The following is a 15,625-nucleotide window of genomic DNA, read 5'->3' on the forward strand; positions in this document are numbered from 1 at the left end:
CACCCCGGGCGTCGCGGACCGGGTTGCGCCGTCCGGCGCACGGTCGGCCCTGGTCGCCGCGTACGCGTCCGCATAGCCTGTCGGAGTGGCGGTGCACCTGACGCGGATCTACACCAAGACCGGCGACGACGGGACGACGGCGCTCGGCGACTTCAGCCGGGTCGCCAAGACCGACCCCCGGCTGGCGGCCTACGCCGACACCGACGAGGCGAACGCCGCGATCGGCGTCGCGGTCACCGTCGGCGGCCTGGAGGAGCGGGTGGTCGACCCGCTGCGGCAGATCCAGAACGACCTGTTCGACGTCGGCGCCGACCTGTGCGCGCCGATCGTGCCGGACCCGGAGTACCCGCCGCTGCGGGTGACCGAGGGCTACGTGTCGCGCCTGGAGGGCTGGTGCGACGCCTTCAACCCCGAGCTGCCGAAGCTGAACTCGTTCATCCTGCCCGGCGGCACCCCGGGGGCGGCGTACCTGCACGTCGCCCGGACCGTCACCCGCCGCGCCGAGCGGTCGGTGTGGGCGCTGCTGGAGGCCGATCCGGAGCGGACCAACCCGCTGACCGCGCAGTACCTGAACCGGCTCTCGGACCTGCTGTTCATCCTCGGCCGGGTCGCCAACCCCGACGGCGACGTCCTCTGGCAGCCGGGCGGCCCGCACGGCGCCCCCGGCGCGGACTGACCCGGCACCCTCCCCCGGCCTGCTCCCAGGGGCACTCTCGTGGCTCAGAGCGCTACGAAGGTGCCACTCGGAGCACGCCCCGGGGCGGTGGGACGGGGACGGCGCGGGTTCAGGAGGCTTCGCGGTAGCCGTGGCCCTGTCCCGGCGGGGTGGACTCCAGCCAGGCCAGGAAACCGGTCCGGACGTCGCCCGACATGGCGAGCTCGACGTCGATCCTGCGGCCGCCGGCGTCGCGGCCGCGGCAGCGCAGCACCTCGATCGCCGTCGGGATCGCGAACTCCTCCGACCGGTGCGGCGGGCGCCGGTCGACGATCTCCAGCTCGGCGCGGTCGATCACCACGGTCGGACCGACGCGGAAGCTCGTCAGCCGGTACCAGGCGAAGCGCTCACCCTCGTAGCGGCCGACCCCGAAGTGCCAGTCCGTGACAGCGAAACGGCGGCGCAGACACAGGTCCACACCGCCGCCACGCATCAGTCGCACCCGCCGTACGGCGAGCCAGACCAGGGGGACGACCAGGCACAGCAGCAGAACTCCGACGATCGCCGCGATGAGCTCCACTGCCGTGCCCGGTCCCCGTCGCTAGTTCGCCTCGGCCGCCCGGAGGCGGGCCTCGGCCCGGGCCAGCGCGGCCCTGCCCTCGTCGGTGGAGGAGTCGGCGCCCTCACGGGCCCGGCGGGCCCGCTCGACGTCGATCTCGTCGGCCTGCTCGGCGAACTCGGCCAGGATCGACACGCGTTCGGCCGACACCGACAGGAACCCGCCGTGCACCGCGATGGTGCGCTTCGAGCCGTCGGTGGAGTCGATGCGGACGACCCCGGCCTCCTCCAGCTGGGCCAGCATCGGCTGGTGGCCGGGCAGGATGCCGACCTCGCCGACCGTGGTCCGGGCGAGCACGAAACGCGCGTCGCCCGACCACAGCCGGCGCTCCACGGAGACCAGCTCCACGGTCATCTCAGCCGGCATCGTGTCAGCCTTCCAGCTTCTTGCGGTTCTTCTCCAGGTCGTCGAGACCGCCGCAGAGGAAGAACGCCTGCTCCGGGACGTCGTCGAACTCGCCCTTGGCGATCTTGTCGAACGCCTCGATGGTCTCCTTGAGGGGGACCGTCGAGCCCGGCTGGCCGGTGAACTGCTCGGCGACCAGCAGGTTCTGCGACAGGAAGCGCTCGATGCGGCGCGCCCGGCCGACGAGCTGCTTGTCCTCCTCGGACAGCTCGTCGATGCCGAGGATGGCGATGATGTCCTGCAGGTCGTTGTACTTCTGCAGGATCCGCTTGACCTCGTTGGCGACGCGGAAGTGCTCGTCACCGACGTACTGCGGGTCCAGGATCCGCGAGGTCGAGGTCAGCGGGTCCACCGCCGGGTAGATCCCCTTCTGGGAGATCGGCCGGGAGAGCTCGGTGGTGGCGTCGAGGTGCGCGAAGGTCGTCGCCGGAGCCGGGTCGGTGTAGTCGTCCGCGGGGACGTAGATCGCCTGCATCGAGGTGATCGACCGGCCGCGGGTCGAGGTGATCCGCTCCTGCAGCTCGCCCATCTCGTCAGCCAGGGTGGGCTGGTAGCCCACCGCGGACGGCATGCGACCGAGGAGGGTGGAGACCTCCTGGCCGGCCTGGGTGAACCGGAAGATGTTGTCGATGAAGAGCAGCACGTCCTGCTCCTGCACGTCGCGGAAGTACTCCGCCATCGTCAGCGCGGAGAGCGCGACGCGCATACGGGTGCCCGGCGGCTCGTCCATCTGACCGAACACCAGGGCGGTGTTCTTCATGACGCCCGACTCGGTCATCTCCGTGATGAGGTCGTTGCCCTCACGGGTGCGCTCGCCGACACCGGCGAACACCGAGGTGCCACCGAAGTTCTGCGCGACGCGCTGGATCATCTCCTGGATCAGCACGGTCTTGCCGACACCGGCACCACCGAACAGACCGATCTTGCCGCCGACCACGTACGGGGTCATCAGGTCGAGGACCTTGATGCCGGTCTCCAGCATCTCGGTCTTGCCCTCGAGCTGGTCGAACCGCGGGGCCTTCTGGTGGATCGACCGGAGGTCACCGGTGAACTGGACGTTCGGGTCGTCCAGGCAGTCGCCGAGCGCGTTGAACACGTGCCCCTTGACCTGGTCACCGACCGGGACGGAGATCGGCCGGCCGAGGTCGGTGACCTCCTGGCCGCGCACCACGCCGTCGGTCGGCTGCATCGAGATGGCCCGGACCAGGTTGTCACCCAGGTGCGTGGCGATCTCGAGGGTCAGCTTGCGCTTGTCCCCGGAGAGGTCGACCTCGAGGGTCAGCGCGTTGAGCAGGTCGGGGACCTGGTCACGCGGGAACTCGACGTCGACGACCGGGCCGGTCACCTGGACGACGCGCCCGGTGATCGGACCGGCCGAGGTCTCGGCGGTCGTGGTCATCAGCTCTCACTTCCTGCGCTGGCGAGAGCGTCGACACCACCGACGATCTCGCTGATCTCCTGGGTGATCTGTGCCTGGCGAGCCTGGTTGGCCTCGAGGGTCAGGCTACGGATCAGTTCGTTCGCGTTGTCGGTCGCGGCCTTCATGGCCCGCTGCCGGTTCGCCGACTCCGACGCCGCCGACTCCAGCAGGGCCGCGTAGAGGCGGGCCCCGATGTACTTCGGCAGCAGCGCGTCGAACAGCGTGTCCGGGTCCGGTTCGAACTCGTACAGCGACTGCAGTCCCTTGCGCTCGGGGTGCTCGGACTGGCTCTGCGCGGTGTCCGCATCGGCGTCGATCTCGTCGACCGGCTTCGCGGAGGCCGGGTCGGCCGCGTACTCGACCTCGAGCGGAGCCATCCGCCGGGCCTGCGGGACCTGGGTGATCATGTTCTTGAAGCTGGTGTAGACGAGGTGCAGCTCGTCCACGCCCCGGACGCCGTCGGCGTTGTCCTCGTGGTCGTCCTCACCGGCCATGAACGCGTCGACCAGCGTCTTCGCCGCCTCGGCCGCGTGCTCGTAGCCGGGCTGCTCGGAGAAACCGGTCCACGACTGCTCGATGTCGCGGTTGCGGAACCGGTAGTACGAGACGCCCTTGCGCCCGATCACGTAGAGGACCGGCTCCTTGCCCTGCTCGCGCAGGAGCGACTGGAGCTGCTCGGCCTCCTTCAGCACGTTGGCGTTGTAGCCGCCGCACTGGCCGCGGTCACTGGTCACGACCAGGACCGCGGCACGCTTGGGCTCCTCCCGCTCGACGAGCAGCGGGTGGTCCAGCGCCGAGTTCGACGCGAGCTCGGACAGCGTGCTCGTCATGAGCTCGGCGTACGGACGCGCCTCGTCCACCCGCGCCCGGGCCTTCGCGATCCGTGAGGTCGCGATCAGCTCCTGGGAGCGGGTGATCTTCTTGATGGACTGCGTCGACCGGATACGCCGGCGCAGCACCCGGATCTGTGCCGCCATCGGGTATCAGCCTCAGTTCTTCTTGACCGTGACGGTCTCCTGCTCGACGTCGTCCTCGTCGAGGGCCTTCTCGGCCTTCTCCTTGGGGACGACCGAGGAACCGTCGGAGGCGGTGAACTCGTTGCGCTTGAACTCGTCGACGGCCTTGGTCAGCGTCTCGACCGCGTCGTCGGAGAGCTTGCCGGTGTCGCTGATCTCGTTCAGCGGGCCCGAGGCGTGCCGGCGGGAGTACTCGCGGAACTCCGCCTCGAAGCGCTGCACGTCGGCGACGGGCACCGAGTCGAGCTTGCCCGAGGTGCCCAGCCAGATCGAGACGACCTGGTCCTGCACCGAGACCGGCGCGTACTGCGCCTGCTTGAGCAGCTCGACCAGGCGCTCACCGCGGCCCAGGGCGGCGGCGGACGCGGCGTCGAGGTCGGAACCGAAGGCGGCGAACGCCTCCAGCTCGCGGTACTGCGACAGGTCCAGACGCAGCGAGCCGGACACCGTCTTCATGGCCTTGATCTGCGCCGAGCCACCGACCCGGGAGACCGAGATACCGACGTTGATCGCCGGCCGGACACCCTGGTTGAACAGGTCGGACTCGAGGAAGACCTGGCCGTCGGTGATCGAGATGACGTTGGTCGGGATGTAGGCCGACACGTCGTTCGCCTTGGTCTCGATGATCGGCAGGCCGGTCATCGAACCCGCGCCCAGCTCGTCGGAGAGCTTCGCGCAGCGCTCGAGCAGCCGCGAGTGCAGGTAGAAGACGTCGCCCGGGTAAGCCTCGCGGCCCGGCGGGCGGCGCAGCAGCAGCGAGATCGCGCGGTAGGCCTCGGCCTGCTTCGACAGGTCGTCGAACACGATCAGGACGTGCTTGCCCTGGTACATCCAGTGCTGGCCGATGGCCGAGCCGGTGTAGGGGGCGAGCCACTTGAAGCCGGCCGGGTCGGACGCCGGGGCGGCGACGATCGTCGTGTACTCCAGCGCGCCGGCGTCCTCGAGGGACTGCCGCACACCGGCGATCGTCGAGCCCTTCTGGCCGATCGCGACGTAGATGCAGCGGACCTGCTTCGTCGGGTCGCCGGACTCCCAGTTCTCCTTCTGGTTGATGATCGTGTCGACGCAGACCGCGGTCTTGCCGGTCTTGCGGTCGCCGATCACCAGCTGGCGCTGGCCGCGCCCGATGGGGGTCATGGCGTCGATCGCCTTGATGCCGGTCTGCAGCGGCTCGCTCACCGACTGGCGGTCCATCACGCCGGCGGCCTGCAGCTCGAGCACGCGGCGGGCGTCGGACTCGATGTCGCCGAGGCCGTCGATCGGGTTGCCCAGCGGGTCGACGACCCGGCCCAGGTACCCCTCGCCGACCGGCACGGAGAGGACCTCGCCGGTGCGGGTGACCTGCTGGCCCTCCTCGAGGCCGGTGTAGTCGCCCAGGACGACGGCACCGATCTCGTTCTGCTCGAGGTTCAGGGCGACGCCACGGACGCCGCCCTCGAACTCGAGCAGCTCGTTGGTCATGGCCGAGGGCAGTCCCTCGACGTGGGCGATGCCGTCACCGGTGTCGGCGACGGTCCCGACCTCACGGCGGGACGTGCCGGTCTCCAGCGACGAGACGTAGCTGGAGATCGCACTCCGGATCTCCTCGGAGGAGATCGTCAGCTCTGTCATGGCTGCGTCGTTCCTTCTCTCGAACGGGGTCCTCGGACGTGCCACCGGCGACCGGCGGCCTCACCGAAGCAGGTCAGCTGGGCAGGGATCGGCGAGCCGCGGCGAGTCGGCCCGCCACGCTGCCGTCGATGACCTCGCCGCCGACCTGCACGACCAGGCCTCCGAGGAGGCTCCGGTCGAGCTCGACCTGCAGGGAGATCGTGCGGCCGTACATACGGCCCAGGGTCTCGGCGAGCGTGGTCTCCTGCTCGGAGGTGAGCTCGACGGGTGTGCGGACCTTCGCGACCGAGCGGTCCCGGCGGGCCGCCGCGAGCTCGGCGAGCTCCTCGGCGACGACGTCGAGGTGCCGGCTGCGGGGCATCCGGACCGCTTCACGCAGCAGCGTGGCCGTGACCGGGTAGACCTTGTCACCGAGCACCGAGTCCAGGAGCTGGACGCGGCCCTCGGCCGGTCGTGCGGTGTCACCGAGCAGGGAGGCCAGCTCGGGCTCACGGGCGACGATGCGGCCGAAGCGGAACAGCTGGTCCTCGACCTCGTCGAGGGAGCCGTTGCGGTCCGCGATGGCGATGGCGGTGCGGCGGGCGAGGCCCTCCGCACCGGTCACGATGTCGCGCGGGCTCGACCAGCGCTTGCGGGCGAGCTCGGAGACGAGCTCCACCGTCGCCGGCGCGAGCTGGGACCCGAACAGGCGCCGGACCAGGTCCGCGCGGGCGTCCTCCGGGGAGGACGCGTCGGCGAGCAGGCGCCGCACCGAACGCTCGGCGTCCAGGAACCGGGCCACCGCGAACAGCTCGTCCGCGGTCGTGGTCAGGTCCCGGGCCGACGCGCCGTCGGTCCAGGAGTCCAGCCGCTCGGTCAGCGCCGCGAGCGACTCGCGGCTGGCGGGCTGCAGGACGACCGCCATCAGTTCGCCCCGCTCCGCTGCGGTGCGCTCTGGTCGAGCTCGCCCAGGAACGAGTCGATCGTCGCGGACCGGCGCGAGTCGTCGGCCAGCTGCTCGCGCAGCAGACGCTCGGCCAGCTGCACCGACAGGCCGCCGACCTCGTTGCGCAGAGCACGCTGGGCGGCGTCGCGCGACGCGGCCACCTGCTCCTCGCCACGGGCCTTGATGCGCGCGGCCTCGGCCTCGGCCTCCTCGCGGAGCTCGGCCTTGATCTGCTGGCCCTCGGCGCGGGCGTCGTCGCGGATGCGCGCGGCCTCGGCCCGGAGGCCGGCCAGCTGCTCCTCGTACTCCTTCTTCAGCCGGTCCGCCTGCTCCTGGGTCTCCTGAGCACGCTTGAGGCCGCCCTCGATCGCGTCGGTGCGCTCCTCGTACAGCGCCTCGAAGCGGGGCACCGCGAACTTCCAGAGCACGAAGAGCAGGATCGCGAATGCGACGACCCCGAGGACGAGCTCGTCCCCGTGCGGGAGAATCGGAAGCGGCTGCTCGGCGGCGAGAATCAGTTCCACCGTGTGTCCTTCCCTGACATGGCCGCCGGTACCGGGACCGGCATGAGGGTGATCGGCCGGCTCTTACTGCGCGATGAAGAAGAGCACCAGGCCGATCAGCATGACCAGCTCGGCGAGGACGAAGGTGGTCCAGCCGATACCCATCAGCTGGCCACGGGCCTCCGGCTGGCGGGCGGTGCCGCTGATGACGGCCGACCAGATCAGGCCGACGCCGATGCCGGCGCCGATGGCCGAGGCGCCGAACCCGATGGCCGCGAGGCCCGGGTTGATGTTGGCGGCTTCCTGGGCCAGAACCTGGGTGACGTTCACTTCGGATTTCCTTCCGTCGGGTCCGCGGGGTGCGGGTCGTTCGGTGGGTCGGGCCGGACGAGCCGGCGGATCGAGCACGGTGCCGTCGGCACCGGGGGTCTCAGTGGTCCTCGGAGATCGCCGCGCCGATGAACACGGCGGCGAGCAGCGCGAAGACGTAGGCCTGGATGACCTGGACGAGCGCCTCCAGGAACGTGAATGCGATACCGGCGGCGAACACCACCGGCGACGCGATGACGAGCGCGGAGCCGGCGGTCACCAGGAACGCCGCACCCACCGCGGTCAGCGCGAGGATGAGGTGACCGGCGAACATGGCGGCGAACACACGCAGGGCCAGCGAGAGCGGCTGCACGAGGAACTTCTGCAGGATCTCGATGACGATGATCAGCGGCGCGATGAAGACCGGGACGCCCGGCGGCAGCGCGGCGTGCTTGATGTAGCCCGCGAAACCGTGCTTCTTGAACCCGGCGTAGTGGTAGAAGACGTAGACGAACAGCGCCAGGGAGATCGGGAACCCGATGCGCGACAGCGTCGGGAACTGGATCACCGGGATGATCGCGAAGATGTTGTTGACCAGGATGAAGCTGAACAGGCCGAGGATCAGCGGGATGTACCGCTTGAACTCCTCGGACCCGATCTGGTCACGGGCCATCGTGTTGCGCGGGATGTTGTAGAACGACTCGAGGCCGAACTGGAACCTGCTCGGCACGATCGCCATCTTGCGCGTCCCGACGAGGAACACCGTCGCGACGATGATCAGCGACAGGACCGCCAGCACCATCGGCTTGGTGACGCCACCGAAGATCGGCGGGTACTCGAACAGACCTGCGCCGGGCGGAGTGAACTCCTCGGCCGCCAGTACCAACGTGCCCAATGGGGGTCCTTCCGGTGCTCCCGTCCCGCGTCCACGCGAAACGGGGGATCGCCTGCAAGGTGCCTCGTGGCGCGATGCGTTCCGGGCGCCCGGGTCGAAACACCGGAAGTCACCCACATCGCCTACGTGGCGGATGCTATCAGCCGTACTTCTACATCATGTCGGGGGCTCGTACGCACCTCACCAGCGGGTTCGCCCGACGAAACGATCTTCGTGGCCGACCGCGGGCTGCGCCGCGTGATTCACCGTTAACACACCCGGAGGTCGCCGCCCGGCCATCCGGGCGCGGCCCGCGCGGGGGCGCCGGCCGCACTCGGACGGCGGTCCGGGACGGGACGAATCGGACGGCGAGCCGCAGGTCAGGCATCCGGGGACCCCGGATCCGACCCGATGAGGATCTGGAGCTTCTGCCCGGCCCAGGCCTCCGCGGCGACCGTCGCGACGAACACCACCAGCATCGTCACCGCGAGTGACATCCGGTGCAGCCCCGGGAGACCCCCGAGGGTGAACAGGGCGGCCAGCAGGATGATGGCCTTCATCGCGAGGCCGCCGAATGCGGCCAGCATCACAGCGCCCGGCTCGAGACGGGCGGTGCGCAGCATCAACGCCGGCGTCAGCAGGGCGGATCCGGTGGCGAGCAGGCCGCCGAGCAGCCCCGCCCACAGTCCGGGGACGCCCGCGACCACCGCGGCCACCGCCGTGCACAGGACCGTCGCGGCGCCGCCGACCAGGGCGGCGCCGCGGGCCATGGAGCCCGACAGCCGCCGCACGACCTGCGCCTGCCCGAGGGCCGGACCGTCGTACTCCACGGTCCCCCAGCGGTCCCATCGCCACACGGTGCGTCCGCTCCTCCGGCTCGGCGGCCGCCCCACCAGCGGGTACGGCGTCGGCGACCACGGTAACCGGCGGGTCCGGCGGTGTCGTCGGCACCGTCGTCACGGCGCGCGCGACGGTGACCGCGCACACCCGTCCCGACGGTCAGGGCTCGCGCGGTTCCCCCGGGTGAGCCGGGGTCGGGACGGTCGGCTGGTCGGCACCGGCCGCGGGCGGGCGGCCGGTCGGGAGCGGGCCGGCGCCGGGGGGACCGTCCGGACCGGCGGCGGGCGGTGGCCGGGTCCCGGGGGGTGGTCCGGTGCGGGGCCCGCCCGCCACCGGGCGCGGCATGCGCGGCCGCGCGGGCACCGGAGGGCGGCCCCGTCCGGCGGAGACGGCCCCGTCCGGCCGGGCGCCCGCCGGGGTGCCGTTCGCGGGGCTGCCGTTCGCGGGGCTGCCGGGCCCGTGACCGCCGTTCGCGCGGGCGCCGCCGGTACGGGCTCCGTTCGGCGGGGCGGCGGGGTGCCGCACCGGCCCGCTCCCCCGCGTCCCCGCGGCACGGCCGGCCGGACCGCGCTGTCCGGAGGTCGGCCACGGCTCGCGTGGCGGCGCGTCGCGCACGGGCAGGTCGTCGGCGGAGGCGACGACGCCCCCGCTGCCCGACGGCGCACCCGAGGCCGTGACCGGCGGCGGACCCGACGCGGCCGCGGTGCGCATCCGGGACCGGTGCGGCACCGCGGACGCCACGAACGCGACGACCAGTGCCGTCCCGGTCGCGGCCAGCACGAGGCCGGTCTGCGGGATCAGCGCCAGCCCCACGCCGCCGAAGGCGATGACCGCGACCCACAGGTAGACCAGCAGTACCGCGCGGCGGTGGCTGTGCCCGACCTGCAGCAGCCGGTGGTGCAGGTGCATCTTGTCCGGGCTGAACGGGCTGGTGCCGGCGCGGGTGCGGCGCACCACGGCCATGAGCAGGTCGAGCGTCGGGATGAACACGATCCCGACCAGCACGATGATCGGCGAGACCAGCGCGAGCAGGTCCACCGACGAGCGTCCGTCGCCGACCTGGACCCGGCCGGAGGCGGTGGTGATCGCCGCGGACAGCATCACCCCGACCATCATCGAGCCGGTGTCGCCCATGAAGATCCGGGCGGGGTGGAAGTTGTGCGGCAGGAACCCCAGGCAGGCCCCGGCCAGCACGACCGCGATGAGGGCCGGGACGAAGGCGGCCGGGTCGTTGCCGTTCTCGCTGATCAGCCCGATGCAGAAGACCGCCGTCGCCAGGGTCGTGATCATGCCGATGCCCGCGGCGAGCCCGTCGAGGCCGTCGACGAAGTTCATGGCGTTGACCAGGGCCACCGTCAGCAGGACGGTGAGCAGCACCGACTGCCCCTGGCCGAGGGACAGGTAGGAGCCGCTGAGGAACGAGTAGCCGCCGATCGGGATCCAGATCGTCAGCCACTGCACGCCGTAGAGGACGAGCAGCCCGCCCGCGGTCACCTGGGCGGCGAACTTGGTGAGCGCGTCGAGGTCGTAGCGGTCGTCGAGCATGCCGACGCCGACGAGCAGCGCCGTCGCGACCACGACCCCGACGATCTCGGTGCTGGTCTCGAAGTAGGCCAGCCGCAGCGCCGGCAGCTGCAGCGACAGCAGCAGACCGGCGAGCACCCCGCCGAACATGGCCAGGCCGCCCCACCGCGGGGTCGGGGTGACGTGCACGTCCCGTCCCCGCGGCCAGGCGACCGCGCCGACCTTGAGGGCCAGCATCCGCACCGGGCCGGTCAGCAGCAGGGTGACGACGGCCGCGACCAGCCCGACGAGCAGGAGCTCCCGGATCGGGAGTCCGTTCGTGAACTGGTCGTCGGGCACGTCGCGAGCGCCTCTCCGCCTCGGCCGTGGTGCTCAGGTCACCCCCGAGGGTAGGCCGGTGCCTTCGCGACGAGCGCGGTGACCGCCTTCGCGACGTCGGAGAGCTCCGCGTCGCCGGCCGGGGTGTCGTGCTCGGCCTTGACCGCGCGGGCCAGCAGCGCGCCCACCTCGGCCATGTCGGCCTCGGTCATCCCCTGCGTGGTGACGCTCGGCGAGCCGACCCGGATGCCGGACGGCTTCATCGGCGGCGCCGGGTCGTAGGGGATCGCGTTCTTGTTCAGTGTGATGCCGGCGCGGTCGCAGCGGGTCTCGGCCTCCGAGCCGGTGACGCCGATCGGGCGCAGGTCCAGCAGCGCGAGGTGGTTGTCGGTGCCACCGGACACGGCCCGCATCCCCTCCGACTCCAGGCTCTTGGTGAGCGCCTGGGCGTTGGCGATGACCTGGCGGGCGTAGGCCTGGTACTCCGGCTGCGCGGCCTCGCGCATCGCGACGGCCTTCGCGGCGACGGCGTGCATCAGCGGCCCGCCCTGCGAGAACGGGAAGACGGCCTTGTCGATGGCCTTGGCGTGCTCCTCGCGGCAGAGCACCATGCCGCCGCGCGGCCCGCGCAGCACCTTGTGCGTGGTCGCGGTGACGACGTCGGCGTAGGGCACCGGCGACGGGATCGCCTGCCCGGCGACGAGGCCGATGAAGTGCGCGGCGTCGACCATGAGCTTGGCGCCGACCTCGTCGGCGATCTCGCGGAAGACCTTGAAGTCGATCAGGCGCGGGTAGGCGGTCGCACCGGCGATGATGATCTTCGGCTGGTGCTGCTTCGCGAGGTCGCGGACCTGGTCGTAGTCGATGATCTCGGTGTCCTCGCGGACGGTGTAGGAGACCGCGTTGAACCACAGGCCGGAGAAGTTGACCTTGCTGCCGTGCGTGAGGTGGCCGCCCTGCTTGAGGTCCATGGCCAGCACGGTGTCGCCGGGCCTGGCGAACGCGGCGTAGGCGGCGAGGTTCGCGCTCGCACCGGAGTGCGGCTGGAGGTTGGCGTGCTCGGCGCCGAAGAGCTCCTTCGCGCGGGCGTTGCCGATGTTCTCGGCCTCGTCGACGACGGCGCAGCCGCCGTAGTAGCGGCGGCCGGGGTAGCCCTCGGCGTACTTGTTGGACAGCGTCGAGCCGAGCGCCGCCAGCACCGCCGGGCTGGTCAGGTTCTCGCTCGCGATGAGCTGCAGCCCGCCGCGCAGGCGCTCCAGCTCGTCCAGCACGACACCCGCGATCTCGGGATCCTGCTGCTGCAGTGCGGAGAAGTCCGGGCCCCAGAAGGTCTGCTCACTCACGCCGGGACACGCTACCCGCACCCCTCTGCCCAGGCAGCGGCCCTGCTGCGCCGATCACACGACCGGTCAGATCCGGTCGATCTCCTGACCGACGACCTCCTCGACCTGCTCGGCGGTCACCCCGCCCTCGCGCAGCATGCGGGGCCGGTCGCCGGTGAGGTCGACGATCGTCGAGGCGACGGGGTCACCGGACGGGCCGCCGTCGAGGTAGACCTGCACGCTCATCGACAGCTGGGTGATCGCCTCGGTGACCGTGGACGCCGGCGGGTTGCCCGAGGTGTTGGCACTGGAGACGGCCATCGGGCCGACCTCGCGCAGCAGCTCCAGGGCGACCGGGTGCAGCGGCATGCGCAGCATCACCGTCCCGCGGGTGCTGCCCAGGTCCCAGGCCAGCGACGGCGCGTGCTCCAGCACCAGGGACAGCTCGCCGGGCCAGAACGCCTCGATCAGCGCCCGCGCGGACCGCGGGACGGTGGAGACGAGGCCGTCGATCGTCGTCCAGGAACCGACGAGCACGCCGACCGGCATGTCCGGGCCGCGCTTCTTCGCGGCGAGCAGGGCGCGCACGGCGGTGCCGTTGAACGCGTCGCAGCCGATGCCGTAGACGGTGTCGGTCGGCAGGACGACCAGCTCCCCCGCCCGGACGGCGCGCGCCGCGGCGGTGAGGCCGCGCGTGCGCTCGGCGGGGACGCCGCAGTCGAACAGCGGCTGGGTCTGCGGGCTACTCACGATCCGCGAGGATACGACCGCGCCCGGCGCGGGTGCGGGGCGGCTCACACCACGGCGGCCCCGGGCCCGCCGTCGACCGGCTCGGCGGGCGCGGCGCGGCGCGCCGGAGCAGGTCAGGAGCAGGTCAGGGGCAGGGCACGCGGCGGGCGGTGACGAAGCGCGGGCGGCCGGTCAGGTCGTCGTGCTCGGTGACCTCCCCCAGCGTGCGACGGCGGCGCAGCAGCGCGGGCACCGTCTCGCCGTGGGTGTCGTCGTGCTCGATCACGAGGTGCCCGCCGTGGCGCAGCCAGCCGCTGGCGCCGCGCACGACGGCCTGGATGATCTCGGTGCCGTCCGGGCCGCCGAACACCGCGCCGGGCGGGTCCCAGCGCTCCACCTCCGGCGGCACCGGGGTGCCGTCGGGGACGTAGGGCGGGTTGCAGACGACGAGGTCGACCAGGCCCTCCAGCTCGATGAGCAGGTCGCTCCAGCGCACGTCGGCGACGTGCAGGGTCACCGGGCGCCCACCGGCCGCGACGTGCGCGTCGAGGTTGCGGCGGGTCCAGGACAGCGCCGCCGGGTCGGCCTCCAGGGCGTGCACCTCGGCGTCGGGACGTGCGACGGCGAAGGCCAGCGCGAGCGCGCCGGAGCCGGTGCACAGGTCCAGCACCCGCGGGCGGCGCACGTCGCGGAGCGCGGCGAGGCCCCACTCCAGCAGCAGCTCGGTCTCCGGGCGCGGCGTGAACACCCCCGGCCCGACGGCCACCTCGACCGGCCCGAGCACCGCGGTGCCCAGGATGTGCTGCAGCGGCTCGCGGGTGGCGCGCCGGGCGACCAGTGCTTGCAGCCGCTCGACGACCGGCGGGTCCACGAGCGGGGTCAGCAGCAGCGTGGAGCGCGACGAGCCCAGCACGTGCGCGGCCAGCAGCTCGGCGTCGACGCGCGGGGAGGCCACCCCGGCCGCGGCGAGCGCGCGCTCGGACTCCGCGATCGCGACGCGGAGGGCGAGCCTGCGCGCCGCGGTCGTCCCGTCCACCGCTCCAGTGTCGCTGCTGCGGGGCCCGGGGACACCTGACGTGACCGGTGCGTCACCTGGGCGGGGGATCACTCCTCGTCGCGCTCCCCCGCCATCGCCTCGGCGCGCTCGGCCGCCGACAGCGCGCCCAGGACGTCGACGAGGTGGCCGTCGAGGACCGCCGAGAGGTTGTAGGCCTTGAAGCCCACGCGGTGGTCGGAGATCCGGTTCTCGGGGAAGTTGTAGGTCCGGATGCGCTCGGAGCGGTCGACGGTGCGCACCTGCGAGCGGCGCTGCTCCGAGGCCGCCTCGGCCGCCTCGGCCTCGGCCTTCGCCTGCAGCCGGACCCGCAGCACGTCCATGGCGCGGGCCTTGTTCTGCAGCTGGGAACGCTCGTTCTGGCAGGTCACGACGATGCCGGTGGGCAGGTGGGTGATGCGGACCGCGGAGTCGGTGGTGTTGACGCTCTGCCCGCCGTGCCCGGAGGCGCGGTAGACGTCGACCCGGATGTCGGCGTCGGCGATCTCGACGTCCGGGGTCTCGTCGGCGTCGGGGAACACCAGCACGCCGGCGGCGGAGGTGTGGATGCGGCCCTGCGACTCGGTGACCGGGACCCGCTGCACGCGGTGCACGCCGCCCTCGAACTTGAGCGCGGCCCACACGCCGTCGGCGGGGTCCCTGCTGCGCACCGAGAGCGTGACGTCCTTGTACCCGCCCAGGTCCGACGGGGTGGAGCCGAGCACCTCGACCTTCCAGCCACGGCCCTCGGCGTAGCGGCTGTACATGCGCACGAGGTCCCCGGCGAACAGCGCGGACTCCTCGCCGCCCTCCCCGGACTTGACCTCCAGCAGCACGTCGTCGCCGTCGTGCGGGTCACGCGGGACCAGCAGCTCGGTCAGGTCGGTCTCGAGCTCGACGATGCGCCCGTCCAGCGCGTCGGCCTCGGCGGCGAAGGCACGGTCCTCGGCGGCCAGCTCGCGGGCCGCGTCGCGGTCCTCACGGGCCTGGGCCAGCTCACGGGCGCAGCGCACGACCGGGCCGAGCTCGGCGTAGCGGCGGCCCAGGCGCCGGGCCTGCGTCTGGTCGGCGAGGACCTCGGGGTCGGCGAGGCGCTGCTCCAGCTCCGCGTGCTCGTCGAGCAAGGCGTCGACGGACTGGCCGGCCATGGCGGGACCCTTCTCCGGGAGACGGACGGGATGCGGGACGCGAACGGCGCCCGCCCCCTCGCGCGAACGAGGGGACGGGCGCCGTGTCGTGAGCTACTTGGCGGCGCGCTCGCGCTTCCCGTAGCGGGCCTCGAAGCGGGCCACGCGGCCGCCGGAGTCCAGGATCTTCTGCTTGCCGGTGTAGAACGGGTGGCAGGCGGAGCAGACCTCGACGGTGATCGCACCGTTGTTCTTGGTGCTGCGGGTGGTGAACTGGTTGCCGCAACCGCAGGTGACCTGGGTGTCGACGTACTGGGGGTGGATACCCTCGCGCATGGTTTCTCCTCACGAGTGGCCGCCGGGTCCCTGGGGGAACCAGGGTGAACCGGTGCCGG

The 15,625-nt window shown here is 72.1% G+C and carries 17 protein-coding genes; 1 reads left to right on the top strand and 16 read right to left on the bottom strand.

All coding sequences use genetic code 11. The features are described from left to right. Positions 1 to 85: 85 nt before the first annotated feature. Entirely contained in the window at positions 86 to 676 is a 591-nt protein-coding gene (locus tag WJX68_RS23130; RefSeq protein ID WP_340294634.1) for a cob(I)yrinic acid a,c-diamide adenosyltransferase, read from the top strand. Positions 677 to 785: 109 nt separating this feature from the next. Here WJX68_RS23130 and WJX68_RS23135 read toward each other — a convergent pair whose 3' ends face one another. The 16 genes from WJX68_RS23135 to rpmE form a co-directional block, all read right to left on the bottom strand. Then, entirely contained in the window at positions 786 to 1,235 is a 450-nt protein-coding gene (locus WJX68_RS23135) for a DUF2550 domain-containing protein (RefSeq protein ID WP_340294636.1), read from the bottom strand. Positions 1,236 to 1,256: 21 nt separating this feature from the next. Then, the gene (locus WJX68_RS23140) at positions 1,257 to 1,628 is read right to left on the bottom strand and encodes a F0F1 ATP synthase subunit epsilon (protein WP_340294744.1); all 372 of its coding nucleotides are present in this window, start codon (positions 1,626 to 1,628) and stop codon (positions 1,257 to 1,259) included. Between the two features lie 16 nt (positions 1,629 to 1,644). Continuing rightward, positions 1,645 to 3,078, bottom strand: a complete 1,434-nt coding sequence (gene atpD, locus WJX68_RS23145; RefSeq protein WP_340294638.1) for a F0F1 ATP synthase subunit beta — start codon at positions 3,076 to 3,078, stop codon at positions 1,645 to 1,647. After that, entirely contained in the window at positions 3,078 to 4,076 is a 999-nt protein-coding gene (locus WJX68_RS23150) for a F0F1 ATP synthase subunit gamma (protein ID WP_340294640.1), read from the bottom strand. Before WJX68_RS23150 ends, atpD begins: the two co-directional genes overlap by 1 nt. 12 nt (positions 4,077 to 4,088) lie before the next feature. Next, positions 4,089 to 5,726 (bottom strand): F0F1 ATP synthase subunit alpha, encoded by a 1,638-nt coding sequence (atpA, locus tag WJX68_RS23155; protein WP_340294642.1) that lies wholly within the window; start codon positions 5,724 to 5,726, stop codon positions 4,089 to 4,091. 73 nt (positions 5,727 to 5,799) lie between these two features. Further along, the gene (locus WJX68_RS23160) at positions 5,800 to 6,630 is read right to left on the bottom strand and encodes a F0F1 ATP synthase subunit delta (protein ID WP_340294644.1); all 831 of its coding nucleotides are present in this window, start codon (positions 6,628 to 6,630) and stop codon (positions 5,800 to 5,802) included. Continuing rightward, a complete protein-coding gene (locus WJX68_RS23165; RefSeq protein WP_340294646.1) occupies positions 6,630 to 7,175 on the bottom strand; it encodes a F0F1 ATP synthase subunit B in 546 nt (181 codons plus the stop codon). The genes WJX68_RS23160 and WJX68_RS23165 overlap by 1 nt, the downstream gene beginning before the upstream one ends. Before the next feature lie 63 nt (positions 7,176 to 7,238). Then, the gene (locus WJX68_RS23170; RefSeq protein ID WP_020621511.1) at positions 7,239 to 7,484 is read right to left on the bottom strand and encodes an ATP synthase subunit c family protein; all 246 of its coding nucleotides are present in this window, start codon (positions 7,482 to 7,484) and stop codon (positions 7,239 to 7,241) included. Between the two features lie 100 nt (positions 7,485 to 7,584). Beyond that, positions 7,585 to 8,358 carry a F0F1 ATP synthase subunit A gene (gene atpB, locus WJX68_RS23175; protein WP_340294656.1) on the bottom strand — a complete coding sequence of 258 codons (774 nt, stop codon included), beginning with the start codon at positions 8,356 to 8,358 and terminating at the stop codon, positions 7,585 to 7,587. A gap of 359 nt (positions 8,359 to 8,717) precedes the next feature. Next, positions 8,718 to 9,194, bottom strand: coding sequence for a Cg1360 family ATP-synthase-associated protein (locus WJX68_RS23180; RefSeq protein WP_340294658.1), 477 nt, complete (start codon positions 9,192 to 9,194; stop codon positions 8,718 to 8,720). A 142-nt stretch (positions 9,195 to 9,336) separates the two neighbouring features. Further along, positions 9,337 to 11,040 (bottom strand): hypothetical protein, encoded by a 1,704-nt coding sequence (locus WJX68_RS23185; RefSeq protein WP_340294660.1) that lies wholly within the window; start codon positions 11,038 to 11,040, stop codon positions 9,337 to 9,339. A 38-nt stretch (positions 11,041 to 11,078) separates the two neighbouring features. Continuing rightward, on the bottom strand, positions 11,079 to 12,362 hold the full coding sequence (locus WJX68_RS23190; protein ID WP_340294663.1) for a serine hydroxymethyltransferase: 1,284 nt from the start codon (positions 12,360 to 12,362) through the stop codon (positions 11,079 to 11,081). Between the two features lie 66 nt (positions 12,363 to 12,428). Beyond that, entirely contained in the window at positions 12,429 to 13,091 is a 663-nt protein-coding gene (locus WJX68_RS23195) for an L-threonylcarbamoyladenylate synthase (protein WP_340294666.1), read from the bottom strand. Between the two features lie 124 nt (positions 13,092 to 13,215). Further along, the gene (gene prmC / locus WJX68_RS23200) at positions 13,216 to 14,106 is read right to left on the bottom strand and encodes a peptide chain release factor N(5)-glutamine methyltransferase (protein WP_340294669.1); all 891 of its coding nucleotides are present in this window, start codon (positions 14,104 to 14,106) and stop codon (positions 13,216 to 13,218) included. 68 nt (positions 14,107 to 14,174) lie between these two features. Next, positions 14,175 to 15,251 carry a peptide chain release factor 1 gene (gene prfA, locus WJX68_RS23205; RefSeq protein WP_340294672.1) on the bottom strand — a complete coding sequence of 359 codons (1,077 nt, stop codon included), beginning with the start codon at positions 15,249 to 15,251 and terminating at the stop codon, positions 14,175 to 14,177. 93 nt (positions 15,252 to 15,344) lie between these two features. Then, positions 15,345 to 15,566, bottom strand: a complete 222-nt coding sequence (gene rpmE / locus WJX68_RS23210; RefSeq protein WP_340294674.1) for a 50S ribosomal protein L31 — start codon at positions 15,564 to 15,566, stop codon at positions 15,345 to 15,347. Positions 15,567 to 15,625: the final 59 nt, after the last annotated feature.

Source organism: Pseudonocardia spirodelae, from assembly GCF_037727765.1.
Classification (GTDB): Bacteria; Actinomycetota; Actinomycetes; order Mycobacteriales; family Pseudonocardiaceae; genus Pseudonocardia; species Pseudonocardia spirodelae.

Bases quoted from the DNA above. Each gene is read 5' to 3' on its own strand.
- WJX68_RS23140 (WP_340294744.1), bottom strand. From the start codon at position 1,628: ATGACCGTGGAGCTGGTCTCCGTGGAGCGCCGGCTGTGGTCGGGCGAC.
- atpD (WP_340294638.1), bottom strand. From the start codon at position 3,078: ATGACCACGACCGCCGAGACCTCGGCCGGTCCGATCACCGGGCGCGTC.
- WJX68_RS23150 (WP_340294640.1), bottom strand. From the start codon at position 4,076: ATGGCGGCACAGATCCGGGTGCTGCGCCGGCGTATCCGGTCGACGCAG.
- atpA (WP_340294642.1), bottom strand. From the start codon at position 5,726: ATGACAGAGCTGACGATCTCCTCCGAGGAGATCCGGAGTGCGATCTCC.
- WJX68_RS23160 (WP_340294644.1), bottom strand. From the start codon at position 6,630: ATGGCGGTCGTCCTGCAGCCCGCCAGCCGCGAGTCGCTCGCGGCGCTG.
- prfA (WP_340294672.1), bottom strand. From the start codon at position 15,251: ATGGCCGGCCAGTCCGTCGACGCCTTGCTCGACGAGCACGCGGAGCTG.
- rpmE (WP_340294674.1), bottom strand. From the start codon at position 15,566: ATGCGCGAGGGTATCCACCCCCAGTACGTCGACACCCAGGTCACCTGC.